This is a genomic window from Palleronia aestuarii, assembly GCF_003253995.1.
Taxonomy (GTDB): Bacteria; Pseudomonadota; Alphaproteobacteria; order Rhodobacterales; family Rhodobacteraceae; genus Palleronia; species Palleronia aestuarii.
Genome location: NZ_QKZL01000004.1, coordinates 21031 through 44639, shown reverse-complemented (window position 1 = coordinate 44639; position 23609 = coordinate 21031). Strand labels below are relative to the sequence as shown.

Sequence of the window (23609 nt, the reverse complement as noted above, 5' to 3'; positions counted from 1 at the left end):
GCCCGATGACCAGTCAGGAATACCCGCTCGCGGGATTGAAAGTCGTGGAGCTCGCGCGGATTCTCGCGGGCCCCTGGATCGGGCAGACGCTTGCCGATCTCGGTGCCGAGGTCATCAAGGTCGAATCGCCGGGGGGAGACGACACCCGCCGCTGGGGTCCCCCGTTCATCGATCGACCCTGCGCGGATGGGGGGACCGAACGTGTCGCCGCCTATTTCCACGCGGCCAATCGCGGCAAGCAATCCGTCATCTGCGATTTCACCGATGCGGAGGATTTGGCACGGCTGCGCGCGCTCATCGACGATGCCGATGTGCTGGTCGAGAACTTCCGTGCCGGCGGTCTTGCCAAGTTCGGTCTCGATTACGAGACGCTCGCGCGGTCCAATCCCGGTCTCGTCTATGCGTCCGTCACGGGTTTCGGTCAGACCGGTCCACGCGCGCGGCAGCCCGGCTACGACGTGCTCATCCAGGGCATGTGCGGGATCATGGAGCTCACGGGCGAACCCGACGGTGAGCCCCAGAAAGTCGGGGTCGCCTGGATCGATATTTTCACCGGCCTCTACGGAACGATCGCCGTTCAGGCCGCGCTTGCGGAGCGGGCGCGCTCGGGCCGGGGGCAATGGATCGACCTGTCCCTGCTCGATTGCGGGGTCGCTGTCCTCGCAAACCAGGCGGCGAACTTTCTCCTCGGCGGGGTCGTTCCGCGACGGCTCGGCAATGCGCATCCGAACATCGTTCCCTACCAGGTCTTTGCCGCGCGCGACGGCCATCTCGTCATTGCCTGCGGCAACGATCGCCAGTTCCGCGCGCTTTGCGCCGCCCTCGATCTCGACGGCGTGGGCACCGATCCCGCCTATGCGACGAATCCGGACCGTGTCGCCGCACGGAACGAACTCGTTCCGATCCTCTCCGACCGGATCGCCACGCTCGACCGCGCCACCCTCATCGCCCGCCTCGAAGCGGCCGGCATTCCTGGGGGGCCGATCAACACGGTTCCCGAAGCCCTCGCCGATCCGCAGATCGAAGCTCGCGCGCTCGCAATCGCGCCGGAAGGCGTGCCAGGATTGCGGACACCGCTCAGCTTTTCGCGCAGCCCGCTTCGCACGGACCGTGCCGCGCCCACCCTCGGCGGGGGTGCCTGGAGCTTCGGCGAAGCCTAGAACTGCTGTCCTGCGCAGCTGTTGCAGGGCAAAGGTCCTCCGCACCCCTCTCAGTGAGCGGAAATCCGCTCATTTGGTGTCGGAATGTCAGACGGAATTGTGTTGGATTGAAGCGATATGACGGCCTAGGCCACGGCCTTGCCGAAGTGCTTTCCGTACGGTCACTTTTTTCTCTTCATGCGTGTGCAACTTTACGCAAATTTGATAAGACGATTGCCAGCGACTCTGACTGTCGCCGGGAGGCCACCCAACCTGGGAGGCAAATGCAACTCACGGCAGCAATCGGGGACGTTGTGTAACAGTTCGGATCCGGTCACTGTTGCCGTTCAGTAAATTGGTCGTGTTTCGGGAAGGGTTATGAGCGTTCATGCATATCGGCAAGTTTCACGAGGGAGATTGGGAACACGATATCCTGGATCAGGTCCTCGAAGATTTTGAGAAGCGAAGCGCCTCGTTACCATCGGAGACCCGGTCGCGTGTCGGGCTGGTCCTCGCCTCTCGTCTCTGCGAGAAGGTCGCCTTTGCCAATGCCGGGGAATGGGAAGCCGTTTCCGTCGCGGACCTGCTCCTGCTTTCCGCCCAGGTCGAGCGGTTCGCCATGAAGGATCGCAAGCTCGACTAAGGCCGAAGGCGTAACGCCACGGTATCTCGGAACGCCTGACGGGACCCTTTCAATGATGCGCATCGAAGCGGCGACCTCATCCGATCTCTCCGACATCAAGCGTCTTCATACCGAGAGTTGGCGGACCGCCTACGCCCCCTTCCTTCCCTCTGCCGCTCTTGATCGCCTCGACGCGGAGATGGAGCGTCGCTGGACCGTGCTGCCGGCCGACGTAGAAGTCGCACGGTCCGACGGGGAGGTGCTGGGTTTTGTCCGAACCAAGAAACGGGATGGATGGGCCTATATCGATAACCTTCACGTCCATCCGGACATGCGGGGCAGGGGCATTGGCCAAGCCCTGTTCCATGCGGCGGGTCAGCGGCTCGCTGCGACGGGCGAGGGCGGGGTCTGGCTTACCGTGATCGCGGCCAACACCGCCGCGCGCCGGTTCTACCGGGCAATGGGCGGTTTCGAAGGTGGTCTTCTCACCGAACCGGTTCTGGGATGTCCAACGCGGACGCGGCCGGTGATCTGGCGTTCGTTGCGGCGCTTCGCTTCGGCAAATGATCGTGCGAACGCGCTTGACGCCGGATAGGCCTGTCCATAGAACGCCCCTCACGTTCGGGACGACACGTCCGGGCGGGCAATGGGCGGTTGTAGCTCAGTTGGTTAGAGTACCGGCCTGTCACGCCGGGGGTCGCGGGTTCGAGCCCCGTCAACCGCGCCACCATTGCCCCCGCCATGTCTCCCGTGCCGATGCGCGGTTGTAGCTCAGTTGGTTAGAGTACCGGCCTGTCACGCCGGGGGTCGCGGGTTCGAGCCCCGTCAACCGCGCCACCATCATACGGAAACGATCAAGCGCCCCATGGGCAAGGTCGGCGCCACCCGGTCATGGGGCGGCGCCAGTCAGTCGTTCCGTCAGCCGTCGAAATCGACGCTCTCCACAAGCCGCAAGGCCTCGCCGCGATGCGCCGCGATGGCGTCGAGCGCGGTCGTGTCGGGATCGAGATCACCCCAGCCCTGTACCAGGTCGGCCGCGGGCGTTTCCGGATCGGCCGGGTATTCGTAGACCGCCTCGGCATAGATTTTCTGCGCCTCGGGTGATGAAAGAAATTCCATGAAGGCGAGGGCATCCTCGCGGTTCGGTGCGGACTTGGTCATCGCCACGCCGGAGATGTTCACATGGGTGCCGCTGCCATCCTCGAAACGAGGAAACGCGATGCGAACGGAATTCGCCCATTCCTGCTGTTCCGGATCCTCAAGCATTGCACCCATGTAGTAGGTATTGCCGAGGGAGATGTCGCATTCGCCGGCCCAGATTGCGCGAACCTGCGCCCGGTCGTTGCCTTGCGGCGCCCGCGCGAGGTTGGATTTCACGGCTTCGAGCCATTCTCGCGTGGCCTCTTCCCCGTCATGCTCGATGAGCGCGGAGACGAGCCCGAGCGTATAGACGTGGGTGCCCGACCGCGTGCAGATCCGCCCCTGCCATTTCGGATCCGCGAGATCCTCGTAGGTGGTGATTTCGCCTTCTGCGACGCGATCCTTGCTGGCATAGACGATCCGGCCGCGCAGCGTGACGCCGAACCAGTGGCCCTCCGAATCCCTCAGGTTCGGTGGAATGTTCTCCTCGAGCACGTCCGACTGCACCGCCTGGGTCACGCCCGCTTCTTTGGCGCCCGCGAGCCGGCTGATATCGACCGTCAGGATAATGTCGGCCGGCGACCGGTCGCCTTCGGCCTGAAGCCGCTCCGTAACACCGGTGTTGAGAAAGGCGACGTTCGTCTCGATCCCGGTCTCTTCCGTGAACGCGTCAAGAAGCGGCTGGATCAGCTCAGGCTGCCGATACGAGTAGATGTTGACCTCCGCCGCGGCCGGGAGGGCGGTTGCAGCGGCGAGGCCGAGGAGAACTGGAAGGCGCATGATGATCCCGTTGGTTGGTGTAAACACGGCGGACTCAAATCCGACTGTTTTGATCAGGTCAAGATGCGTTCGCCGCCTTGCCATCACGCTCTCTCGCTTTCGCCGCCTCCCAAAGCGTGTCCATTTCGGTCAAGTCACTCTCCGCCGGTCGTTTTCCGCGTTCCGCTAGGGCGGCCTCGATGAAGACGAACCGGCGGATAAATTTCTCGTTGGTTCCACGTAGCGCCGCTTCGGGGTCCACGCCCAGATGGCGCGCGAGGTTCGACACGGCGAAGAGGAGATCGCCGAACTCGTCCGCGACCGCCTCCGGAGACATCGTCCGACGCGCCTCGTTAAGTTCGCCGGCCTCCTCCGCGATCTTTGCGATGACCGCCTCGGTATTGTCCCAATCGAAGCCCACGCGCGCTGCCCGTTTCTGCAGTTTCACGGCCCGGAGCAGGGCGGGCAGCCCCCGCGCCACCCCGTCGAGCGTTCCCGTGGCGGCTCCGCGCTCGCGGGCCTTCGCGGCCTCCCAATCGGCGCTCTGCTCTGCCGCGCTCTTGTCTCGTGTCTCGGACCCGAAGACGTGCGGATGGCGATCGATCATCTTCTGCGTGACCGTGTGGACGACATCGTCGAGGTCGAAATGCCCGCCTTCCTCGGCCATGCGGGCATGATAGATCACCTGGAGCAGGAGGTCACCGAGTTCCCCGGGCAGTTCCTCCATCGCGTCCCGCTCGATCGTGTCGGCGACCTCGTAGGCCTCCTCGATCGTGTAGGGCGCGATCGAGCGGAAATCCTGCTCAAGATCCCAGGGGCAGCCGTTTTCGGGGTCGCGGAGCCGCGCCATCACTTCCCGGAGCTTCTGCAGGCCCGGAGGCATGTCGTGGATCGGATCGGCCATTGCGGGCCCTCCTCTTTTCGGAAACGGTGCGATCATTCCTCACCACCGCGCGGAGAGTCCATTGCCCGTCCTCAATCGAATCGCTGCCTATGCCGAAGACATGATCGAGTGGCGGCGCTGGATGCACCGCCATCCCGAACTGGGTTTCTCCTGCGATAAGACCGCCGCCTACGTGGCGGAGCGGCTTCGCGACTTCGGTGTCGACGAAATTCACGAAGGCATCGCCAGGACCGGCATCGTTGCGGTGATCGAGGGCGAGGGTCCGGGCCCGACGATCGGCCTGCGCGCGGACATGGACGCGCTGCCGATGGAGGAGCAATCGGGCGTGCCCTACGCAAGCGAGACGCCGGGCGCGATGCATGCCTGCGGGCATGACGGTCATACGACGATGCTCCTCGGTGCCGCGCGCTACCTCGCGGAGACACGTCGCTTCAAGGGCCGCGTCGCACTCCTCTTCCAGCCGGCCGAGGAGCAGGGTGGCGGCGCCCGCGTGATGGTCGAGGAGGGGGTGCTCGACCGGTTCGACATCGCCGAGGTCTACGCCCTCCACAACGCGCCCGAATCGCCCTTGGGAGAGTTCCACACCGCCCCCGGCCCGGTCATGGCGGCGGTCGATGAATTCGCGATCACCATCCGCGGCGAGGGCGGTCACGCGGCTTGGCCGCATGCCTGTGTCGATCCGGTCCCGGCCGCGCTCCGCCTTGCCACCGCCTTCGACACGATCGTCTCCCGCAACGCCGATCCGATCGATCGTCTCGTCGTCTCGGTGACGCAGGTCCATGCCGGCACCGCCTTCAACGTGATCCCGGGGCAGGCGCGGCTCGGCGGCACGGTGCGCACCTTCACCCCGGAGATGCGCGATCTCGCCGAACGCCGGATGTCCGAGATCTGCGCAGGACTCGCCGCGGCCTTCGGCGTCGAGATCGACATCACCTACCGCCGCGATTATCCCGCCACCGTCAATCACGGGCCCGAGGCAATGCGCGCCGCGGATGTCGCGGCCGAGATCGTCGGCGAAGCCAAGGTCGATCGGGCGCTGCGCCCTTCGATGGGGGCGGAGGATTTCGCCTACATGCTCGAGGTCCGCCCGGGTGCCTACCTGACGCTCGGCATGGGCGGCGGGCCGATCTGCCACCACCCGGCTTACGATTTCCGAGACGAGATCGCGCCGCTCGGGGCCTCCTTCTTCGCCCGGCTCGTCGAATGCCGCCAGCCTCTCTGACGAAAGCATGCGCATGAGCATTTCCATCGCCCTGGCCGTCCTTGTCGGCTTCGCGGCCGCAGGGGGCAGCGTCGCGTTCTGGGCGCGCAGTCTGGCCCTGCCTGTGGACCGATATCACGTGTCCGGCCCGTCGAAACCGTCGGGCGATCACCCGTTCACCGGGGGCTTCCACGCCGTGCGCGACATCGATGCCGATCCAGGCGCGTTCGATCGCCTAGTCGAGGTGGCGGATGCGGCGCCGCGGACGGAACGGCTCGCGGGATCGCCGGGTGCGGGGCATGTGAGCTTCGTCACGCGCTCCCGGGTCTTCGGCTTTCCCGACATCACCAACATCTGGCGCGATGGCGACCTGTTGCAGATTCGTGGCCATCTTGTCGTGGGAAAGTCCGACATGGGCGTGAACGAACGGCGCATCCGCGGCTGGCTCGACGCGGCTGGGATCGGCTAGGATCGCCGAGCGGCCTTGACCCCTCCCGGCGTTCGCGCCACGAAGCGCCATGGTCCCCTTGGAAAAGCTTGCCCAGATCACCGAACGCTTCGAATACATCGAGGCGCGGATGGCCGAGGGTGGTGGCGATATCGCGCAGCTCGGCCGAGAATACGCGGAGCTCCGCCCCGTCGTGGAGGAGATCGCGCGCTACCGCCAGAGCCTCGAGGATCTCGCCGAGGCCGAGGCCATGCTCGCCGATCCGGAAATGCGCGTGCTCGCGGAGGACGAGATTCCGCAACTGCGCAAGCAGATCCCGGAACTCGAGCAGAAGCTCCGCCTCGCCCTCCTGCCGCGCGACAGTGCCGATGCGCGGCCCGCGATTCTCGAGATCCGCCCTGGTACCGGTGGAGAGGAAGCGGCTCTCTTCGCCGCTGATCTCATGCGGATGTACCAGCGATTCGCCGACCGGCGCGGCTGGCGGTTCGAGGTGGTGGAGGAGCAGGCGACGGAGCTCGGCGGTCTCAAGGAACTCGTCGCGACGATCCGCGGAGAGGGCGTCTTCGCATGCCTTAAGTACGAATCCGGCGTGCACCGCGTCCAGCGCGTCCCGTCGACGGAATCGGGTGGTCGTATCCACACCTCCGCGGCCACCGTCGCGGTTCTGCCTGAAGCCGAGGAGGTGGATCTGCAGATCGATCAGGCCGACCTCAGGATCGACACGATGCGGGCGAGCGGCGCCGGCGGGCAACACGTCAACACCACCGACAGTGCCGTGCGCATCACGCACGTTCCCACCGGTATCGTCGTCACCTCGTCCGAGAAATCCCAGCACCGCAACCGTGAGATCGCGATGCAGGTGCTGCGTGCGCGTCTCTACGATGCGGAGCGACGGCGGATGGACGAGGCGCGCGCTTCCGACCGCAAGGCGCAGGTCGGAAGCGGCGACAGATCGGAGCGGATCCGGACCTACAACTTCCCGCAAGGCCGGATGACGGACCACCGCATCAATCTCACCCTCTACAAGCTCGATCAGGTGATGCAGGGCGATCTCGGCGAGATCGTCGACGCGCTGATCGCGGAGGACCAGGCCGCACGGCTGGCAGAGCTGGAGGCGTGAGCCCGCCGCGCCTGGCCGATCTCCTGCGCGAGGGCGCCGCCGCCTTGGCGCGGGCGGGGATCGAGGGGGCGCCGAGGGATGCGCGGCACCTCCTCGCCTTTGCCGCCGGTATCTCGCGCGACCGCCTGACGCTCGTCGCTGACGAGCCCGCCACGCCGGACATCGTCACCCGGTTCGACGCGGCCATCGCCCGGCGTGCGGCGCGATGCCCGGTTTCCCGCATCCTGGGACGGCGCGATTTTTTCGGTCGGGAGTTCGAGATCACCGAGGACGTCCTTGATCCGAGACCGGAGACGGAGAGCCTCGTGCTTCTCGCGCTGGAGCGGCGGCCGCGGCGTATCCTCGATCTCGGGACCGGATCGGGTTGTCTCCTCGCCACGATCGTCGCGGAAACCTCCGGTGCGACCGGGCTCGGCACGGACATTTCCGATGCCGCGCTCGATGTCGCGCGGCGCAACGCCGCGGCTGTTGGCGTCGCGGACCGGACGGAATGGCGCCTGTCGGACTGGTTCGGCGCGGTCACGGGACGATTCGATCTCGTGGTGTCGAATCCACCCTATATCGCTGCGGCCGATCTGCCCGGCCTGGCGGAAGAGGTCCGCGACCACGATCCGTTCGGCGCGCTTTCGCCTGGGGAGGATGCGCTCGCCGCCTATCGCGCTATCCTATCGGGCGCGCGGCATCACCTCGATCCCGACGGTGCGCTCCTCGTGGAGATCGGCGCGGAGCAGGGGGCGGACGTAGTGCAACTCTTCCGCACCGCCGGCTTCGGCTCGGTCGCTATCCACCCCGATCTGGATGGGCGGGATCGCGTGGTATCCGGGCGTCTTATCGGCTGAAACGGCCGGAAATTGCGCAGGAATGGAAAAAACCCTTGTCATCACGCCACTGCCATGTTCTTTCGAAGATGCAGTGGATGGGACGCGGGATGCGTTCCCCTCTGGCATCGCCAGAACATCGCCGCCGATCCAGCCACCCGTCCCGAGACGGTCGCACTGGAAGGATCAGGCGCATGCCATAATCAAGGCTGGAAGCTTTTTATATGAGATCTTCGAAGTCACGCTCGCGGTCAAAGTCGAACCGTAACCGTCCCTCCGGCGGCGGCAATATCGTCAATCGGGTCTTCGACAGTTCCGGCCCCGAGGGTAAGGTGCGCGGCACGCCGCAGCAGATCATCGACAAGTACAATCAGCTCACGCGCGACGCCCAGCTCTCGAACGATCGGGTCGCTGCGGAGAATTTCGCGCAGCATGCGGAGCATTACACCCGCATGCTCGCCGAGGCACAGCGTGAGATGGACCAGCGTCGCGAGCAGCAGGATCAGCAGCAGCGTGACCAGCAGCAGCGGGATCAGCAACAGCGCGACCGGCAGCAGAACCAGGGCAATTCGGCGCAGAACGACGATGCGTCGATCCATTCCTCCGATCAGCGCGGCGACGACCGGCGTCGTGGTCACCAAGAGGAAAGGGCGGCCGAGGAGCAGCGCGACGAGGAAAGCCCGCGGGTTGAGGACGTCCAGCCTGCCGCGCAGCCCGACGCTCCGGCCCCGGCTGCCCCGGCTGCCCCGGCCGCGGAAGAGCAGCCTCCGAAGCGCCGCCGTCGTGCCGCGGCACCCAAGGAAAAGCCCGCTTCCGTCGAGAACGACGTGATCGACACCGGCTCGGAGAACGATGGCGGTCTCGTGGAAACGCCGGAGAGCAAGCCGAAACCGCGGCGGGCCCGCAAGCCGCGCGCCAAGGCCGGCGACGAGCCACCCGCCTCCGGGTCTGGCGAGAGCGAAGCGGTCGAGTAGCGCCGCTCAGGCGGCCGCGAGCGCGCGGGCAAGCGCGCAGAATTCCTCGATCGACAATTCCTCCGCGCGGCGCGTGGGTGCTATGCCCGCGCTCAGCAACACGTCTTCGATGTCGGGCGAAAGCCCCCGCAGGGCCGCCCGAAGCATCTTTCGCCGCTGATTGAAAGCGGCCGCGGTGATTCTGAAAAGCGTCGGAGCGTCGGCCTCGAAAAGCGGCTCCGGCCGGGCGGTCAGATGGACGACGGCGGATCGCACCTTTGGCGCCGGTGTGAAGGCTTCCGGCGGCACGTCGAGAACGATCCGCGCTTCGCTGCGCCATTGCGACAGGATCGCGAGCCGGCCGTAGGCCTTCGATCCGGGCGCGGCCACGATCCTTTGCGCAACCTCACGCTGGAACATGAGCGTGAGGCTCGTCCAGAAGGGCGGCCACGTGCCAGGATCAAGCCAGCGCGTCAGGAGTTCCGTCCCGACATTGTAGGGCAGGTTCGACACGATCCGGACGGGCGGGGTCAGGTACGGGCGCGGGTCGAAGGCCAGCGCATCCGCCGACACGATCTCGAGCCGTCCGGGATAGGCCTGGGTGATCTCTTCCAGCGCGGCGATGCAGCGCGCGTCTTTCTCCACCGCAACGACCTTGCGCGCTCCTTCGGCAAGAAGCCCGCGTGTGAGCCCGCCCGGGCCGGGACCGATCTCGAGGACGTCGGCGTGACCGAGATCGCCCGCCTGCCGCGCGATTTTCGCCGTGAGGTTCAGATCGAGCAGGAAGTTCTGCCCGAGCGACTTGCGGGCCGCGAGGCCATGCGCCGCGATCACCGCGCGGAGCGGCGGGAGGTCGTCGATGGTGCCCATGCCCCCGCTACCGCCTTACCGGTTCCGCGCCATGCGCGCCGCGAGGCGCAGGGCCGCGAGCGTCGAGGTTGGGTCGGCGGTGCCGGTCCCTGCGATGTCGAAGGCGGTACCGTGATCGGGCGAGGTCCGAACGAAGGGCAGGCCGAGTGTCACGTTGACCCCGCCGGAGAAATCGATCGTCTTGATCGGGATCAGTGCCTGGTCGTGATACATCGCGACGGCCGCGTCATACCGCGCCCGCGCCTCGGCGTGGAACATCGTATCGGCCGAGGCCGGACCGCGTACCTCCATCCCCTCTGCACGCAGCGCATCGATCACCGGCGCGATCACCTCGAGATCCTCGCGTCCGATCGCACCGCCTTCCCCGGCGTGCGGATTGAGACCGGCCACCGCGATCCGGGGCACTTCGATCCCGAAGTCGCGGATGAGCGCAGAATGGGTGATGCGTATCGTTTCCTCTAGTAGGGCTGGCGACAAGACGCGGGGGATATCCGAGACAGGGATATGGATCGTCGCCGGCACCACGCGAAGGGCGTCGCAGGCAAGCATCATCACGACCCTCTCGACGCCGGCGAGCGCCGCGAGGTACTCGGTATGGCCGGGATACGCGAAATTCGCCCCGTCGATCAGTGCCTTCTTGTGGATGGGCAGCGTGCAGAGCGCTGCGGCCTCTCCCGACTGGACCAGATCGACGGCACGGGCGATGACCGCGACGACGGAGGCCGCGTTCGCGGGATCCGGCGTTCCCGGGACGGCCAATGCGGGGAAATCGTGCCGCAGGACCGGCAAACCGCGTTCGGCGGCGGCATCCGCCCCTGCGGGATGATCGATCTCGACATGAGGTGCGCCCGAAGGCAGATGCCGCGGGTCGCCGATCCATGCGAAGGGAAGCGTGGTTCCGAGCGCCCGCCATGCGGCGACGGCAAGTTCGGGGCCGATTCCCGCCGGCTCCCCGCACGTCACGACGAGGGGTGCGACGGCGTTCATTCCGTGACGATGGTGGCGTTCGCCCGCATCTCCGCCAGGTAATTGTCCGCTAGCCGTGATATCCGGCGGTTCGTCAGCGAATTGCGGATGGCATCGAGATCGATCTCCTCCGGATCGGAATAGAGGCGGTCGCAGAGCATGAGAAAGACGAGCGTCTGTCCGTCCGCCCGGGTGAGAGAGGTCGAACTCTCCCCGGGATCGAGTTGCCCGAGTGCAAGCGCGACATCGGCGGGAATCTCCGCGGGCGCCTTGGTATCGCGTTGCAGCGGCGCATCGGGTTCTTCACGCGCCACGGCGTAGAGATCGTCGCAGGTATCGACCCGCGCCGCGATTCGGGCGGCCCGCTGCAGCGTCTCTGGCGTGCGCCCGCCGGGAAGATAAAGCGCGGCGTAATCGAGCTCGCGTACGGCCGCCCGCGACGGCACTTCCTCCAGGGCGCGGAGCTGAAAGATCGCGATCGCGTTCGGGACCCCCACGGGCGGGCTCACCTCTCCGGGGGATAGCGACACGACAAGGTTGCGCAGGACGGGGGGCAGGTTCGAGACTTCGAGCCACTCGAGCGCGCCGCCTTGGTCGCGGGAGGGCGAGGCGGAATACTCGCGCGCGGCCGCCGCGAAATCGGACGCGCCGTTGATCCGGGCAAGCTGGGGAGCGAGCCGCTCGGCCTCCGCCGCGCGCTCGGGCGTGTTGGCCGGCAGGATGATCTCGCTCAGCAGAACGCGCAGTTCCGACGATGGCGGCGCCGCGGCTTCGCGGGCCACCTCGTCCTCGGGGATGTCGACGCGTCCCCCGAATCGCGCCCGGACGATCCGGCGCCAGGCGATGCCCGCGCGGACGAAATCGCGGAACGTCTCCTCGTCGACCCCGTCGCGCGCGAGGTTCGCCACGAAGTCCTCCCGACTGAGATTCGCGCGCCCCGCGAATTCCTCCATCCCGTCCAGAACTTCTTCCTCGGAGATCTCCAAGCCGACCCTGTCGGCTTCCGCCATCTGGAGCCGTTCGTTGATCAGTGCGTCGATCGCCTGCGCGCGCGTGTCGCCGGGCGTGCGGAAGAGATCGAGCATCTGTGCCCTCTGGTCCACCTCGAAGGCGGTGATCACGCGGTCGTTCACCGTCACGACGGGGGAGAAGAGACCTTGCGCCGGTGCGGGCCCGGCGGCCAGTCCCAGGGCGGAGACGAAGATCAGGCAGATAAGTCGGATCATTTGGTCGAATTGCCTTCCGGGTCGGGATCGCGCCCCGCCATATCATCCATTGCAGGTCTTGCGATAGCTCTCGTCGGACCGCGTGTCGCCGATCCCCGCGAGGCGCAGGCCGAAGCCCACGCTGGTCGTGGGCTCGAGCGTGTCGGTGGAGGTGAAACGACGCGACAGCGACAGATCGACGATGAGGCATTCCGACCGGTATTCGAGACCCAATGCCGCACGGGCGGAGCGATCCTGGTTGAAATCGTAGCGCGTGCCGAACGTCCCGGTCCAATGCCGCGAGAGCCGCAGTGCGCCGTCGAGCGAAACCTCGTGGGTGTCGAAGGGTCGGTTGTCGCGCGGCTCTTCCTCAAGCCAGAGATAACCGGATTCGAGCGACAGGCTGGAATCGGCATAGGCGATCCGTGCCTCGCTCTTCGACAGCGAGAACCCGTCGTCGAAGAGCGCGCGGCTCGTCACGTCGAGACGCTCTCCCAGATCGATCTGCACGGCGGTCAACCAATCCGATCGCGGGGCATCGAGGCCGGTGCCGCGCGGAAACTCGGTCGCGTCGTCGGGCCGCAGGATCCGGCCCACCGTCAGGTTCGACGACCAGCCGGACGACGCGATCACGGTATAGCCGAGACCGATATTCGCCCTCAGACCCTCCTCGATCCGATCGTCACCGGGAAAACGCGAGAGCGAGAAGAGGTTGCCCTCGTCGAATTCCACGAGAACGCTGTCCTCGTTCGGGACCGGATCGCCGGAAGAATCCGCCCAGCCGACCCGGATCACGGGTTCGAGAAGCTGCCGCGTCCCTCCTGGCCCCGAGCGCGCCAGCGGCCATCGCAGCTCCGTCGAGATCGACGGCGTGATCCGGCCGGACGTGCCCTCAAAGCGGGTGTCGTTGTCCACTTCGTAACTGTCCGCGTCGAAGCCGATCGTATGGCGTCCGACGAGGCCCGACGGCAGGACGAACCCGCGACCGTATTCCGCGGAGAACCCGATCCGCGTCACGTCGCGCCCGATCTGATCCGCATCGGCCTCGCGGTCTAGGATTGCCGCATCGAGCCGGATCCGCATCTCCCCCCGCCCGACGGGGACGCGGTGTTCGAGTTCGAACTGGCCGTAAAGCGAGGGAAGCTGGTCGCGGATCGGAATCTCGCTGTCACGCAGCGTCTCGAAATTCGCGAGGCTCGCGGAGACGAACTCGTCACGCCGGGCGCGCACGATCTCGATTTCCGTCGCGAGGCGATCCTGCTCGGAATAGTCGTAATCGATGAGATACGTTCTGTCCGAGACCTCCTCCACGTCGAATTCCAGCCGGAACCCGCGCGGCAGGTCGAACACCCCCTCGGCGAAGAGATACCAACGCAGATCGTCGGTCACGAGATCGTCGTTGCTTGCCGCCCCTTCGACGATGACGTCCCCGAAACGCAGGGATTGGCGGTACACGCCCTCGAGCGTCGAGGTGCTCGAGCTGAGATAGGGGGTCAGGGTGATATCGGCATGGTCGCCAAGCGTGACGAAGACGGGGAACTTCAATCCGGTCCCGAGCTGGCTCGTCGAGCGCACCCGGGGGATGAGAAGTCCGGTCACGCGATCGCGCGTGGGGTCCGGCAGACGCAGACGCGGGAAATAGGCGATCGGAACGCCGAAGAGCCGGAAGGTCGCGTCCTGGAAGTAGAGAAGCCGTTCCTCTTGGTCATGCACGATCCGGCGGGCGCGGATCTCCCATGAGGGCGTCGGATTGGCCGCGCAGATCTCGCAACTCGAGGCCACGGAATCGAGCAGTTCCGTGTAGCGCCCGTCGAGGCGGGCGACCTGCGTCGCGGCCAACTGTAACTGCCGGTCGAGGACAAGGCGGGCCGAAAGCAGGACACCGTTCCTCAGATCCGCGTCGAGCGAGGCGGCGTCGGCGAGCACAAGCGTGCTTCCGCCGTCGTGGATCACGATCGGCCCCGTGATATCTATCCTGTCGATTTCCCGGTCGTAGACGATGCGCGGGGCCGTCAGGCGCGTGTCGCGAAAGAGGATCTCGACATCCCCCTCCGCAACGAGGCGCGCGTTTCCCTCGACCCGGACACGGTCGGCGACCAGCGACGCCAGATCCTGCGCCCCGGCAGAGAGCGGCATGACCATGAGCCACAAGGCGGTGAGAAAGATGCGCATCACCCGTCCTCCCAGTGAAGCAGAAGTCCGAGCGGCAGGAGGACCGCGGCCGCCGGCGGTCCCCAGGCCGCGAGCAGGATCGGGATCTGGCCGTTCTCGCCGAGGATCTGCGCGAAATTGCGGATGAAGAAGAGGGCGAACCCGAGGGCGAGTGCGGACAGGACCATGAGCCCCGTGCGCCCCACCCGGGTCTGCCGCATGGTGAACGCCGCGCCGACGAGTACCATCGAGACGAGCAGCACTGGAAGCGCCAGTTCCATCTGCAGCCAGACCCTGTGGCGGCGGGCGGAAAACCCGGCCTGTTCGAGATCCGCGATGAAGTGCGGCAATTGCCAAATCGGGATCGCCTCGGGCGTCGCGAAGCTGTCGAGTATCTGGTTCGCCGAGAGCGAGGACGGCAGGGTGATCGTGTCGGAGTTCATGGCCGAAAGCTCGGGATTGGGGCTGTCGAAGCGCCATTCCTTTGCCCCGGTGAGATGCCAGGCGCCGTCCCGCAGCCGAGCTTGCTCCGCCTCCACGCGGAAGGACGGCCCGCCTCCGGCGCCGAAGCCCACGAATGTAACGCCATAGAGCACGGTGCCGTCGAGATTGGCACGCGTCGCGCGGATCACGGTCTGCCGTCCATCCGTGCCCTGGCGCAGCCAGAGACCTTCCCGGCTGAGTGACAGGGCCCGCGTATCGCCCCCGGAGGCGCGATTCGCGACGAGTTCGTATTGTTGCGAGGTCGCGGCCGAGATCGGGTTCATCACCGCGACCGACGCCGCGCCGAGAAGCAGTGCGACAAGGACCGGCGCAGTCAGGGTCGAGAGCGCCGAGCGGCCGGCCGCTCGTGTCACGACGAGTTCCGACGTGCGCGCGAGGTTCAGGAACAACGTGAGCGTCGCGAAGATCACGATCAGTGGCAGGATGCGGTAGAATGTTTCCGGCACGCTGAGGAAGGTGAGCCAGATCAGGCCCTGGAAAGATACGTCGTCTCCGGAGAACCGGCGGACCTGTTCCACAAGATCGATGAGCGCGAGGATCGCGAGAAAGATCGCCGCGACGATCAGGAAGGTCGTGAGGAAACGTCGAGCGAAATAGCGGTGCAGGATCATCCTGGTGCCGATCCGGCGAAGGGACGACGCTGCGCCGGACCTCCCGCGATGACGAGGATCCCGAAGGCGAGAGCGAGCCCGATAAGCGGGGGGAGATAGGTGACCGGCCAAAGTGCCGCGTCGTCGCGCGCGATATCGGCCACGAGATTGTCCGCGAGGTCGATCGCGATCACGCAGCAGATGCCGCCGATGATCTGTCGCCAGGCCCCGAACCGCGTGTACCCGCCAAGTTGCATGCAGGCGAACCCGATCAGTGGCGCGACGATCGCGATGAGTCCCTGTGTGACGCGTTCGTTGGCTTCGTAGAGGATCCGGGAACGCGGTTCCCCGGTCTTGGCCGCGACGCGGTCCGTCGCGCCGAGAAGCGTGAGCGTCGGCAATTCGTCGATATCCGGAGAGCGCTGCGGCATCGTGTCGATCAGGGAGGCGATGTCGAAGGCGAAGTCATCGAAGCGCGTCGTGACGAGGTTACGCCCCGGCTGGGTCAGCCGCTGGATCATCCCGTCGAACATGACGAGCCTGGGTCCCACTTCCGTCCGCGCGAGAACCGCACTCTCCGCGGTATAGACCACGCTCCGCCCGGGAACGCGCGTGTCGGAGAGGAACAGGCCCAGAAGCTCGGTTTGCGGCGTGATCTCGCGAATGTACAATGTCACGCCATCGGCGGGATGCAGGAACTCCCCGTCCGTGAGAAGGCCCGCGGTCACGTCCTCCGAGATTTCGGCCGTGCGCTCGCCGAGCCGGCTGAGCGACAAAGGCACGAGAACGTGGGACAGCGTCATCACGACGACGCCGCAGAACAAGCCGAAGACCAGCGCCGGCCGCGCGAGCCGCACCGGCGAGAGGCCGGCGGCCTGCGCGACGACGAGCTCGTTCTCTCCTCGCATGCGGTTGGCCACGTAGACCGCTGCCGCGAAGGCGGAAATGGGCAGCACGAGCCGGATCACGTTCGGCAGGCTCAGGACGGAGAATTCGAGGAAGACGAGCGCGGAATGCCCCCCGGCGATCAGCCTGTCGAAAAGGACGACCGCCCGATTCACCCAGTAGACAAGCACGAGGACGAGGCTGAAAAAGCCGAAGAGCGTCAGAAACTGCGCCAGCAGGTATCTGTCCAGTCGCCCCAACGCGTCTTCATCCTCGACTGCCTCGCGCGGCAGACTATCCCAGGGCGCGGGAAGGGAAAACTGCGATCTGGCCTTCACGTTGCGCCGGGACTAGGTATCGGCTCCAAGAAGCCTGTCAGGAGCCGCAGATGACCCGTCCCGCCGCGTTCAGCCTTGCCGAAACCGACCTCGACACCGTCGCCTCGACCGAGGGGCGGATTGCCGTCCTCGTGGACGCCGACGGCAAGCTCGATCCCGGTGCGCGGCGCGTGAACCGGCAGACGAAAGGAGCGCTCGCCCGCTTCGTGGAGAGCGAGGCCTGGGGCAAGATCGAGGCGGGCCAGGTCCGCGAACTCGCCTGGCCGGTCGGGCTCGCCGCACAGGGCGTGATCGTCGCGCGCCTCGCGACCCGGCCGACGCCTGCGGAAGCGCGCGAGACCGGCGTGGCGATCGCCAAGGCGGCGGGCCGCGAGGCGATCACGATCCTCGGGGGAAGCCGCCGTGGCCTGCTCCGAGTTGTCGAAGGCGTCCTGCTGCGTCGCTACGACTACGCCGATCTCAAAAGCGGCGATCCGGCCCCCGATCTCGGGGCGGTTACGCTGATGTGCGCGAAACCCGACGAGCTGCGCCCCGCCGCGGACGATCTCTCCGCGGCGATCGAGGGGGTCTTCTTCGCGCGCGATCTCGTCAACGCCCCCGCGAACGTCCTGACCACGACGAGCTACGCGGAACGGCTTGCGGCGCTCGCCGAGTACGGGCTCGAGGTGGAGGTTCTCGAGGAGGACAAGCTCGCCGAACTCGGGATGGGTGCGCTCCTCGCCGTGGGGCAGGGCAGCGACAGCCCCTCGAAGGTCGTCGTCATGCGCTGGTCCGGTGGTGGCGAGGAACAGCCCTTCGCGCTTCTGGGCAAGGGCGTCGTCTTCGACACGGGCGGCATCTCCCTCAAGCCCGCGGCGGGGATGGAGGGGATGACGATGGACATGGGCGGCTCGGCCGTCGTGGCGGGCGTGATGAAGACGCTCGCGCTCAGGAAGGCGAAGGCGAACGTCGTGGGCATCGTCGGGCTCGTGGAGAACATGCCGTCGGGTGGCGCCACGCGCCCGGGCGACGTGGTGACCTCGATGAAGGGCGACACCATCGAGGTCATCAACACCGACGCCGAAGGCCGGCTCGTTCTCTGCGATATCATGTGGTACGCGCAGGATCGGTTCCAGCCCACCGGCATGATCGACCTCGCGACGCTCACGGGCGCGATCATCATCGGGCTCGGCCACGAGAATGCGGGTGTCTTCTCCAACGACGATTCACTCTGCGGTCAGCTCCTCGGCGCGGCGGAAGCGGAAGGCGAGGGCGCATGGCGGATGCCGCTCGGCAAGGCCTACGCCGATCAGCTCAAGTCCCGCATAGCCGACGTCAAGAACGTGGGCGGGCGGCCCGCGGGTTCGATCACGGCGGCGGAGTTCCTGCACCGCTTCGTCAAGGACGGCCTGCCCTGGTGCCACATCGACATCGCGGGCGTGGCGAGCACCGATGGCGACAGCCCCTACGCCCCGAAGGGAGCCTCCGGCTGGGGTGTACGGGCCCTCGACCGGCTCGTGCGCGACACGCTCGAGGGCTGATGGGCGCCGCCTACTTCTACCACCTCACGCGCCGCCCGCTCGAGGCGGTGCTGCCGACGCTCCTCGAGAAGGCGCGGGGCGCGGGGTGGCGGATCGTGGTGCGGGGCGCCAATCCCCGGCGGATGGAGCAACTCGACGCCGCGCTCTGGACCTATGACGAGGCGTCGTTCTTGCCGCATGGCCTCTCCGGGGGCGATGCGGACGAAGCGCAGCCGATCCTGCTGACGACGGCGGGCGACCTGCCGCAGGACGTAGCCTGTCTGATGTGCGTGGACGGAGCCGAGGTCGCGCCGGACGAGGTGCATCGCCTCGATCGGGTTTGCGTGATCTTCGACGGGGACGATCCTGCCGCGCTCGAGAAGGCACGTGCCCAATGGCGTTCCCTGACCCGCGCGCAGGTTCCCGCACAATACTGGTCGGAAGAGGCCGGACGTTGGGAGAAGAAGGCCGAGGCGTAACGGCGATCAGCGGCTCAGGGTCAGGGTGTTGCCCGAGATTTCGATCCGACCGAAATGCTGCAAATAGCTCATGCCAAGAAGCGACATGTCCATCTCGCCACCGTTGACGGAGGCCGGAACGTCGCGCTCCACCGCGCCGGCGAGTTCGACCTCGTCCAGATAGACCCGTGCCATCGGTACGGTCCCGTTCGCCGTCTGAGCCTGACCCAGATAGGCGAGACTGTCGGGATCGAGACCAACGCGTTCCGCGTCGCTGCGGCTGAGGACGAGGTCGCTTGCGCCGGTATCGACGATGAACTCTACGGGCGTGCCGTCGATCCCGAGCGTCATGCGGTAGTGCCCGTCGCGACTGCGTGGCAGCGTCACATCACCTTCTAGGCTCAGGCTCTGCCGCGGCGACACGGTGTCGCGTAGGTCGCTCCAGAGGCCCGCGATCGCGACGGCGCCGACGAAGATCAATCCCCAGATCGCCGCCTGCTGTGCAGTCCGGCCCATGTTCCGTCGGCCGGACGCGATGAAATAGCCGCCGATCACAGCGCCCAGGAGCGCGAGATAGAGGAGCGATGCAATGGAATCTCCGGTCATGGGCCGAAGATAGGGACGAATGGCCCGAGATCCATGCGCGATGACGCTGGTGTCAACCGAAGCTCGCCACGACCGAGCGGAGGCCGTCGATCACGAACTGGACCGAAAGGGCGGCGAGCAGCATCCCGAGAAGCCGCGTGACGACGAGGATGCCGGTTTCCCCCAACGCCCGCTCGATCGGGGTTGCGAGCAGGAACAGGATGAAGACGATCGCGAAGATCACGAGCATCACGCCAAAAATCCCTGCCGAGGCCCAGAGATCGCCGGTCGTCTGCCCGGTCAGCAGGATGATCGAGGCGATGCCGCCGGGACCTGCGAGAAGCGGGATTGCCAGTGGAAAGACGGAAGGGTCCTCGACTGGTTCGGGCTCGGCCGCTTCGGTCTGATCCTGGCGCCGCCGCGTGCGCCTGCCGAACAGCATCTCGAGCGCGGTGAGGAAGAGAAGGAGGCCGCCCGCGATCCGGAAGGCGGGCATGGAGATGCCGATGAACCCCAGCAAGGCGTCGCCGAAGAGGCCGAAGAGAAAGAGGAGCCCGAGCCCGATGAGGCACGCGCGTATCGCGACCGCCCGGCGGCGGGTGCGATCCATCCCCTGCGTCAGGGCGACGAAAATCGGCGTCGTTCCGATCGGGTCGATGACCACGAAAAGCGTCACAAAGGCAGTAACATAGAAATCGAGGCTCATCCGCGGCCTCGATCCCCGCCGGCGTTTGCCGCCTCCGGCCGCCTAGCGTTCACGTCTCTACATGCTCCAGACGTTCGAGCGAGGCCATCCAGAGGCCTTCCGCCCGGTCGAGCCCTTCCATGACCTCGGCGTACTTGCGCTGCCAGACCTCCGCCTCTCCGGCCTTGCCGGGCTCGTAGAGGGACGGATCGGCGAGTTTCTTCGCGAGCTTGTCGCGCATCTCCGAGAGCTTGGCCACGCGTTGCTCGTTGCGGCGCACGTCGCCGCGGAGCGAGAGGATGTCATCGCGGCTCGGTTTCGGGGCGGCCTGCTTCGGCTTCTCCGCCTTCTTCGGCTGGTCGGCCGAAAGGAGCATCCGGCGGTAGGCCTCCAGATCCTCGTCGTAGGGCGTCACGCGACCGTCCTTCACGAGCCACAGGCGGTCGGCCACGAGGGAGAGGAGGTGCATGTCGTGGCTGACGAGGATCACCGCCCCGGAATAGGCGGTGAGCGCATCGACCAGCGCCTCCCGGCTCTCCATGTCGAGGTGGTTGGTCGGCTCGTCGAGGATCAGCATGTGCGGCGCGTCGAGCGTGGCCAGGAGGAGCGACAGACGCGCCTTCTGCCCGCCGGAAAGCTTGCCCACCAGCGTCTCCGCTTGGTCGGCGCCGAGCCCGAATCCCGCGAGCCGGGCGCGCAGGCGGGCAGGGCTCTCCTCGGGTCGCAGACGGCGGATGTGGTCGAGCGGGGTCTCGTCGATATGCAGCTCGTCGACCTGATGCTGCGCGAAATAGCCCACGCGTAGCTTCGACGACGTCGTGATCCGGCCACCCATCGCGTCGAGCTTGCCCGCGAGTAGCTTCGAGAAGGTCGACTTGCCCTCCCCGTTGCGCCCGAGCAGCGCGATGCGGTCGTCCTGGTCGATCCTGAGCGTGATCTTGCCCAGAACTACCCGCTCCCCGTAGCCCACGGAGGCGGATTCGAGATTGACGATGGGCGGCGAAAGCTCTTCCGGCTCGGGGAAGCTGAAGGCGCGCAGCGCCGCTTCCTGCGGGGTCTGCACGCGTTCGAGCTTCTCGATCATCTTGATGCGGCTCTGCGCCTGCTTGGCCTTGGAGGCCTTCGCGCGGAAGCGGTCGACGAAGCTTTGTAGATGCGCGCGGCGGGCGTCGGTCTTCTTGGCCTGCGCCGCCTCGACCGCCGCCTTTGCGGCCTTCGTCCGGGCGAAGGTGTCGTAATTGCCCTGATAGAGCGTGAGCTTCTTCGCCTCGAGATGCAGGATCGCGTTGACCGAGCGGTTCAGGAGCCCGCGGTCGTGACTGATGATGATCACCGTGTGCGGATAGCGCGTAAGATACGTCTCGAGCCAGAGCGCGCCTTCGAGGTCGAGATAGTTCGTGGGCTCGTCGAGAAGCAGCACATCGGGCTGCGCGAAGAGCACGCCCGCGAGTGCGACCCGCATCCGCCAGCCGCCGGAAAAGGCGGAGCAGGGCATGTCGATTTCATCCTGGGTAAAGCCGAGGCCCCTCAGGATCGACGTGGCCCGGCCTTCCGCCGACCACGCATCGATATCGGCAAGACGCGTCTGGATGTCGGCGATGCGCGCGGGGTCGGTTGCGGTCTCGGCCTCCGCCATGAGCGTGTGGCGCTCCCTGTCGGCGGCGAGCACGGTGTCGAGAAGCGAGGTCTCCGACGACGGGACCTCCTGCGCCACGCCGCCAATCCGGGCGCGCGGCGGCAGGGAGATCGCGCCGCCTTCGAGCGCGAGCTCGCCCCGGATGAGGCGGAAAAGCGTTGTCTTGCCCGTCCCGTTGCGCCCGACCACGCCGACCTTGTGGCCCTCGGGGATCGCGGCGGTGGCGCCTTCGAAGAGGGTCCGGCCCTCGACGGAGAATGTGATATCATCGATCTGCAGCATGGCTGCCCCTTAGCAGAGCCGCCCCGGCTGGGAAAGCGCCGTGCTGCGATGCCGCGAAGGCTATTGACGGACCGACATGACCTTTTCATCCCGTGGACCGGGGCCACCCCAGTTTTCCGCCTCGATGATGTCGGCGGATGCACGGAAGAACGCCTCCAGATCCTCGGCACGCGCCATCGCGATGTTCGTCGGCCGCGCGGAGCCGGCGGCGAACGTCGCATAGGGGTTCATCCCCTCGTCGGTGAACGCCATGTGCCAAGAACCGAAGACCCGCGTCTCCGCTTCGCCATGCGAGAGGATGCGGAACCGGTCGTGACGCGGATCGTCGCGGATGAGTGGAACGAGTTGCTCGATCGCATAGCCCGGCCCCTCGATGTACTGCGCGAAATAAGGCCCTTCGCGATGCAGGTAGCCCGTCACGTCCAGCTGCGGATTGCGCTGCCGGGCCGATCCGTAGATCGATGCGGCCTCTGCCGCGTCAGCCGGAACGAGGGCCCGGCTCACATAGAGGCAGTGCATCAGCGTATTGTTCATCAAACCATTCCCGGATCGGTTTCGGGTCCGACCCATATGTGGGAAGAAGCGGAATCTTCAACGGCTAACCCCCGGATTCGTCGATCGCCCCTCGAAACGCGGGTCGCGCCGCCGCAGCAGGATGGCGTGGGCTTCCGTCCGGCGTACGTTCGCACGCCGGGTTTCCAAGCGGAGGGCCACATGCTAGCAGGGCGCGCAATTTGTGGGCGGGCATGGGGTCTGCCCTGCCAGAAGATGAGGCATCCGAATGGCCACCGAACGCACCCTGTCGATCATCAAGCCCGATGCGACCGGCCGGAACCTGACCGGAAAGATCAACGCGAAGTTCGAGGATGCGGGATTGCGCATCGTCGCGCAGAAGCGTCTTCAACTGACCAAGGCGCAGGCCGGGGAATTCTACAAGGTCCACGCCGAGCGGCCCTTCTTCGACGAGCTGACCACGTTCATGGCCTCGGGGCCGGTCGTGGCGCAGGTCCTCGAGGGCGAGGGTGCCATCGCGAAAAACCGCGAAGTCATGGGCGCGACCAACCCCGCCGATGCGGAATCGGGGACGATCCGGGCAGAATTTGCGGAATCCGTCGGCGAGAATTCCGTCCACGGTTCGGACGCGCCGGACACGGCGAAGGAAGAGATCGCGTTCTTCTTCTCCGAACTCGAGATCGTGGGCTGACGACAAGTCGCCTACCTGTCGATCGGCGCACCATGAGGTGGTGAAGCGCCGGTCGACGCGGTCGGACCGTGCAGATCCTCGAGATGCTTGCGCAATAGGGCCACGTTGCGGCGATTGGCCCTGAATCCCACGTCGAACACGCTGCCGAGCAGGGGAATGCTGCCGACGAGCGTATCGATCCCCATGTTGACGCCTTGCTTGATCAGCAGGTGCGTGGGCACGCCCAACTTGCGGCTCTCGTTGATGATGTAGACGCCGGGTACGAGCGCGGCGACATCGCCGACACCCGGCAGGAGACCGAGTATGGGGTCGTAGCCGAACCGTATCTTCGTCCCGGGGATCCGGAATGCGCTGTCGAGCCTGCTTGCGAGGCGCTCCAATCGTTCCAGACGATGCATATGCGGATGAGCGGTCATCCGCTTCCAACTGCGCCCCGGCCGATGGAGTTCCTTCCATCGTTGCCGCGCGGGCGGAAGACGCTCGACATCCTTCGAAGGCTAGGCCCGATCGAGCGTCAGCGCATCAATGGGATGGCGCGGTTCAGGTCGAGGGAGCCGTTCGTCGGGACGGCCATCGCCGCCCCGGAACTGTTCCTCGCAGGTCGCGAACGGGCTTCGTCCCGCGATCAGATCGAGGCCCAGTCCGTA

24 protein-coding genes and 2 tRNA genes are annotated in these 23609 nt (G+C 66.4%); 13 read left to right on the top strand and 13 right to left on the bottom strand.

The genetic code is table 11. The features are described 5' to 3' along the window. Positions 1 to 5: 5 nt before the first annotated feature. The 5 genes from LX81_RS06125 to LX81_RS06105 all read left to right on the top strand — a co-directional run bounded on the left by LX81_RS06125 (position 6) and on the right by LX81_RS06105 (position 2598). Complete coding sequence (locus LX81_RS06125) at positions 6 to 1160, top strand: CaiB/BaiF CoA transferase family protein (protein WP_111536427.1); 1155 nt, start codon at positions 6 to 8, stop codon at positions 1158 to 1160. Between the two features lie 367 nt (positions 1161 to 1527). After that, a complete protein-coding gene (locus LX81_RS06120; protein WP_111536426.1) occupies positions 1528 to 1782 on the top strand; it encodes a hypothetical protein in 255 nt (84 codons plus the stop codon). Between the two features lie 52 nt (positions 1783 to 1834). After that, positions 1835 to 2356, top strand: a complete 522-nt coding sequence (locus LX81_RS06115; protein ID WP_111536425.1) for a GNAT family N-acetyltransferase — start codon at positions 1835 to 1837, stop codon at positions 2354 to 2356. A 55-nt stretch (positions 2357 to 2411) separates the two neighbouring features. Beyond that, positions 2412 to 2488: transfer RNA gene (locus tag LX81_RS06110), tRNA-Asp, on the top strand. Positions 2489 to 2521: 33 nt separating this feature from the next. After that, positions 2522 to 2598: transfer RNA gene (locus LX81_RS06105), tRNA-Asp, on the top strand. A gap of 81 nt (positions 2599 to 2679) precedes the next feature. Here LX81_RS06105 and LX81_RS06100 read toward each other — a convergent pair. Next, entirely contained in the window at positions 2680 to 3681 is a 1002-nt protein-coding gene (locus LX81_RS06100; RefSeq protein WP_111536699.1) for a Fe(3+) ABC transporter substrate-binding protein, read from the bottom strand. Between the two features lie 58 nt (positions 3682 to 3739). Then, the gene (gene mazG, locus LX81_RS06095; RefSeq protein ID WP_111536424.1) at positions 3740 to 4564 is read right to left on the bottom strand and encodes a nucleoside triphosphate pyrophosphohydrolase; all 825 of its coding nucleotides are present in this window, start codon (positions 4562 to 4564) and stop codon (positions 3740 to 3742) included. Positions 4565 to 4625: 61 nt separating this feature from the next. Between mazG and LX81_RS06090 the strand changes: the two genes are divergently transcribed. From LX81_RS06090 to LX81_RS06070, 5 genes are all read left to right on the top strand, one after another. After that, positions 4626 to 5786 (top strand): M20 aminoacylase family protein, encoded by a 1161-nt coding sequence (locus tag LX81_RS06090; protein WP_111536423.1) that lies wholly within the window; start codon positions 4626 to 4628, stop codon positions 5784 to 5786. A gap of 13 nt (positions 5787 to 5799) precedes the next feature. Beyond that, a complete protein-coding gene (locus LX81_RS06085; RefSeq protein ID WP_170133857.1) occupies positions 5800 to 6234 on the top strand; it encodes a DUF1499 domain-containing protein in 435 nt (144 codons plus the stop codon). A 49-nt stretch (positions 6235 to 6283) separates the two neighbouring features. Next, complete coding sequence (gene prfA / locus LX81_RS22490) at positions 6284 to 7333, top strand: peptide chain release factor 1 (protein WP_111536421.1); 1050 nt, start codon at positions 6284 to 6286, stop codon at positions 7331 to 7333. Next, positions 7330 to 8172: a peptide chain release factor N(5)-glutamine methyltransferase gene (gene prmC / locus LX81_RS06075; RefSeq protein WP_234822508.1), complete on the top strand. Its 843-nt coding sequence runs from the start codon at positions 7330 to 7332 to the stop codon at positions 8170 to 8172. The genes prfA and prmC overlap by 4 nt, the downstream gene beginning before the upstream one ends. Before the next feature lie 203 nt (positions 8173 to 8375). Continuing rightward, complete coding sequence (locus tag LX81_RS06070; RefSeq protein WP_111536420.1) at positions 8376 to 9125, top strand: DUF4167 domain-containing protein; 750 nt, start codon at positions 8376 to 8378, stop codon at positions 9123 to 9125. 6 nt (positions 9126 to 9131) lie between these two features. On the opposite strand, the gene rsmA is transcribed toward LX81_RS06070, so the two are convergent. The 6 genes from rsmA to lptF are packed head-to-tail and all read right to left on the bottom strand — an operon-like array spanning position 9132 to position 16535. Beyond that, positions 9132 to 9974, bottom strand: a complete 843-nt coding sequence (gene rsmA, locus LX81_RS06065) for a 16S rRNA (adenine(1518)-N(6)/adenine(1519)-N(6))-dimethyltransferase RsmA (protein ID WP_111536419.1) — start codon at positions 9972 to 9974, stop codon at positions 9132 to 9134. Positions 9975 to 9989: 15 nt separating this feature from the next. Beyond that, a complete protein-coding gene (gene pdxA / locus LX81_RS06060) occupies positions 9990 to 10961 on the bottom strand; it encodes a 4-hydroxythreonine-4-phosphate dehydrogenase PdxA (RefSeq protein WP_111536418.1) in 972 nt (323 codons plus the stop codon). Beyond that, positions 10958 to 12166 carry a peptidylprolyl isomerase gene (locus tag LX81_RS06055; RefSeq protein ID WP_111536417.1) on the bottom strand — a complete coding sequence of 403 codons (1209 nt, stop codon included), beginning with the start codon at positions 12164 to 12166 and terminating at the stop codon, positions 10958 to 10960. The genes pdxA and LX81_RS06055 overlap by 4 nt, the downstream gene beginning before the upstream one ends. Before the next feature lie 42 nt (positions 12167 to 12208). Next, complete coding sequence (locus LX81_RS06050; protein ID WP_111536416.1) at positions 12209 to 14317, bottom strand: LPS-assembly protein LptD; 2109 nt, start codon at positions 14315 to 14317, stop codon at positions 12209 to 12211. Next, positions 14317 to 15411 carry an LPS export ABC transporter permease LptG gene (gene lptG, locus LX81_RS06045; RefSeq protein ID WP_111536415.1) on the bottom strand — a complete coding sequence of 365 codons (1095 nt, stop codon included), beginning with the start codon at positions 15409 to 15411 and terminating at the stop codon, positions 14317 to 14319. The genes LX81_RS06050 and lptG overlap by 1 nt, the downstream gene beginning before the upstream one ends. After that, a complete protein-coding gene (lptF, locus tag LX81_RS06040; RefSeq protein WP_234822507.1) occupies positions 15408 to 16535 on the bottom strand; it encodes an LPS export ABC transporter permease LptF in 1128 nt (375 codons plus the stop codon). The genes lptG and lptF overlap by 4 nt, the downstream gene beginning before the upstream one ends. Positions 16536 to 16663: 128 nt before the next feature. Between lptF and LX81_RS06035 the strand changes: the two genes are divergently transcribed. Further along, a complete protein-coding gene (locus tag LX81_RS06035) occupies positions 16664 to 18133 on the top strand; it encodes a leucyl aminopeptidase (protein ID WP_111536414.1) in 1470 nt (489 codons plus the stop codon). Further along, positions 18133 to 18591, top strand: coding sequence for a DNA polymerase III subunit chi (locus LX81_RS06030; RefSeq protein ID WP_111536413.1), 459 nt, complete (start codon positions 18133 to 18135; stop codon positions 18589 to 18591). The genes LX81_RS06035 and LX81_RS06030 overlap by 1 nt, the downstream gene beginning before the upstream one ends. A 6-nt stretch (positions 18592 to 18597) precedes the next feature. Here LX81_RS06030 and LX81_RS06025 read toward each other — a convergent pair whose 3' ends face one another. Genes LX81_RS06025 through LX81_RS06010 form a run of 4 tightly spaced genes read right to left on the bottom strand, consistent with a single transcriptional unit; the run spans position 18598 to position 22292 of the window. Beyond that, entirely contained in the window at positions 18598 to 19176 is a 579-nt protein-coding gene (locus LX81_RS06025; protein ID WP_111536412.1) for a retropepsin-like aspartic protease family protein, read from the bottom strand. Between the two features lie 52 nt (positions 19177 to 19228). Then, positions 19229 to 19861, bottom strand: coding sequence for a MarC family protein (locus tag LX81_RS06020; RefSeq protein ID WP_111536411.1), 633 nt, complete (start codon positions 19859 to 19861; stop codon positions 19229 to 19231). Positions 19862 to 19910: 49 nt separating this feature from the next. Next, positions 19911 to 21758, bottom strand: coding sequence for an ABC-F family ATP-binding cassette domain-containing protein (locus tag LX81_RS06015; RefSeq protein ID WP_111536410.1), 1848 nt, complete (start codon positions 21756 to 21758; stop codon positions 19911 to 19913). A gap of 60 nt (positions 21759 to 21818) precedes the next feature. Continuing rightward, complete coding sequence (locus LX81_RS06010; protein WP_170133856.1) at positions 21819 to 22292, bottom strand: BLUF domain-containing protein; 474 nt, start codon at positions 22290 to 22292, stop codon at positions 21819 to 21821. 247 nt (positions 22293 to 22539) lie between these two features. On the opposite strand from LX81_RS06010, the gene ndk reads away from it, so the two are divergent. Then, entirely contained in the window at positions 22540 to 22962 is a 423-nt protein-coding gene (gene ndk / locus LX81_RS06005; RefSeq protein WP_111536408.1) for a nucleoside-diphosphate kinase, read from the top strand. An 11-nt stretch (positions 22963 to 22973) separates the two neighbouring features. Here ndk and LX81_RS06000 read toward each other — a convergent pair whose 3' ends face one another. Beyond that, entirely contained in the window at positions 22974 to 23378 is a 405-nt protein-coding gene (locus LX81_RS06000) for a DUF4112 domain-containing protein (protein WP_111536407.1), read from the bottom strand. Positions 23379 to 23609: the final 231 nt, after the last annotated feature.

Excerpts from the sequence above, each read along its gene's own strand:
- ndk (WP_111536408.1), top strand. The coding sequence starts at position 22,540 with ATGGCCACCGAACGCACCCTGTCGATCATCAAGCCCGATGCGACCGGC.
- LX81_RS06115 (WP_111536425.1), top strand. The coding sequence starts at position 1,835 with ATGATGCGCATCGAAGCGGCGACCTCATCCGATCTCTCCGACATCAAG.
- prfA (WP_111536421.1), top strand. The coding sequence starts at position 6,284 with ATGGTCCCCTTGGAAAAGCTTGCCCAGATCACCGAACGCTTCGAATAC.
- LX81_RS06015 (WP_111536410.1), bottom strand. The coding sequence starts at position 21,758 with ATGCTGCAGATCGATGATATCACATTCTCCGTCGAGGGCCGGACCCTC.
- rsmA (WP_111536419.1), bottom strand. The coding sequence starts at position 9,974 with ATGGGCACCATCGACGACCTCCCGCCGCTCCGCGCGGTGATCGCGGCG.
- lptG (WP_111536415.1), bottom strand. The coding sequence starts at position 15,411 with ATGATCCTGCACCGCTATTTCGCTCGACGTTTCCTCACGACCTTCCTG.
- LX81_RS06020 (WP_111536411.1), bottom strand. The coding sequence starts at position 19,861 with ATGAGCCTCGATTTCTATGTTACTGCCTTTGTGACGCTTTTCGTGGTC.
- LX81_RS06030 (WP_111536413.1), top strand. The coding sequence starts at position 18,133 with ATGGGCGCCGCCTACTTCTACCACCTCACGCGCCGCCCGCTCGAGGCG.
- LX81_RS06085 (WP_170133857.1), top strand. The coding sequence starts at position 5,800 with ATGAGCATTTCCATCGCCCTGGCCGTCCTTGTCGGCTTCGCGGCCGCA.
- pdxA (WP_111536418.1), bottom strand. The coding sequence starts at position 10,961 with ATGAACGCCGTCGCACCCCTCGTCGTGACGTGCGGGGAGCCGGCGGGA.
- LX81_RS06125 (WP_111536427.1), top strand. The coding sequence starts at position 6 with ATGACCAGTCAGGAATACCCGCTCGCGGGATTGAAAGTCGTGGAGCTC.
- LX81_RS06050 (WP_111536416.1), bottom strand. The coding sequence starts at position 14,317 with ATGCGCATCTTTCTCACCGCCTTGTGGCTCATGGTCATGCCGCTCTCT.
- LX81_RS06120 (WP_111536426.1), top strand. The coding sequence starts at position 1,528 with ATGCATATCGGCAAGTTTCACGAGGGAGATTGGGAACACGATATCCTG.
- LX81_RS06070 (WP_111536420.1), top strand. The coding sequence starts at position 8,376 with ATGAGATCTTCGAAGTCACGCTCGCGGTCAAAGTCGAACCGTAACCGT.
- LX81_RS06035 (WP_111536414.1), top strand. The coding sequence starts at position 16,664 with ATGACCCGTCCCGCCGCGTTCAGCCTTGCCGAAACCGACCTCGACACC.
- LX81_RS06000 (WP_111536407.1), bottom strand. The coding sequence starts at position 23,378 with ATGACCGCTCATCCGCATATGCATCGTCTGGAACGATTGGAGCGCCTC.
- LX81_RS06055 (WP_111536417.1), bottom strand. The coding sequence starts at position 12,166 with ATGATCCGACTTATCTGCCTGATCTTCGTCTCCGCCCTGGGACTGGCC.
- mazG (WP_111536424.1), bottom strand. The coding sequence starts at position 4,564 with ATGGCCGATCCGATCCACGACATGCCTCCGGGCCTGCAGAAGCTCCGG.
- LX81_RS06025 (WP_111536412.1), bottom strand. The coding sequence starts at position 19,176 with ATGACCGGAGATTCCATTGCATCGCTCCTCTATCTCGCGCTCCTGGGC.
- LX81_RS06010 (WP_170133856.1), bottom strand. The coding sequence starts at position 22,292 with ATGAACAATACGCTGATGCACTGCCTCTATGTGAGCCGGGCCCTCGTT.
- LX81_RS06100 (WP_111536699.1), bottom strand. The coding sequence starts at position 3,681 with ATGCGCCTTCCAGTTCTCCTCGGCCTCGCCGCTGCAACCGCCCTCCCG.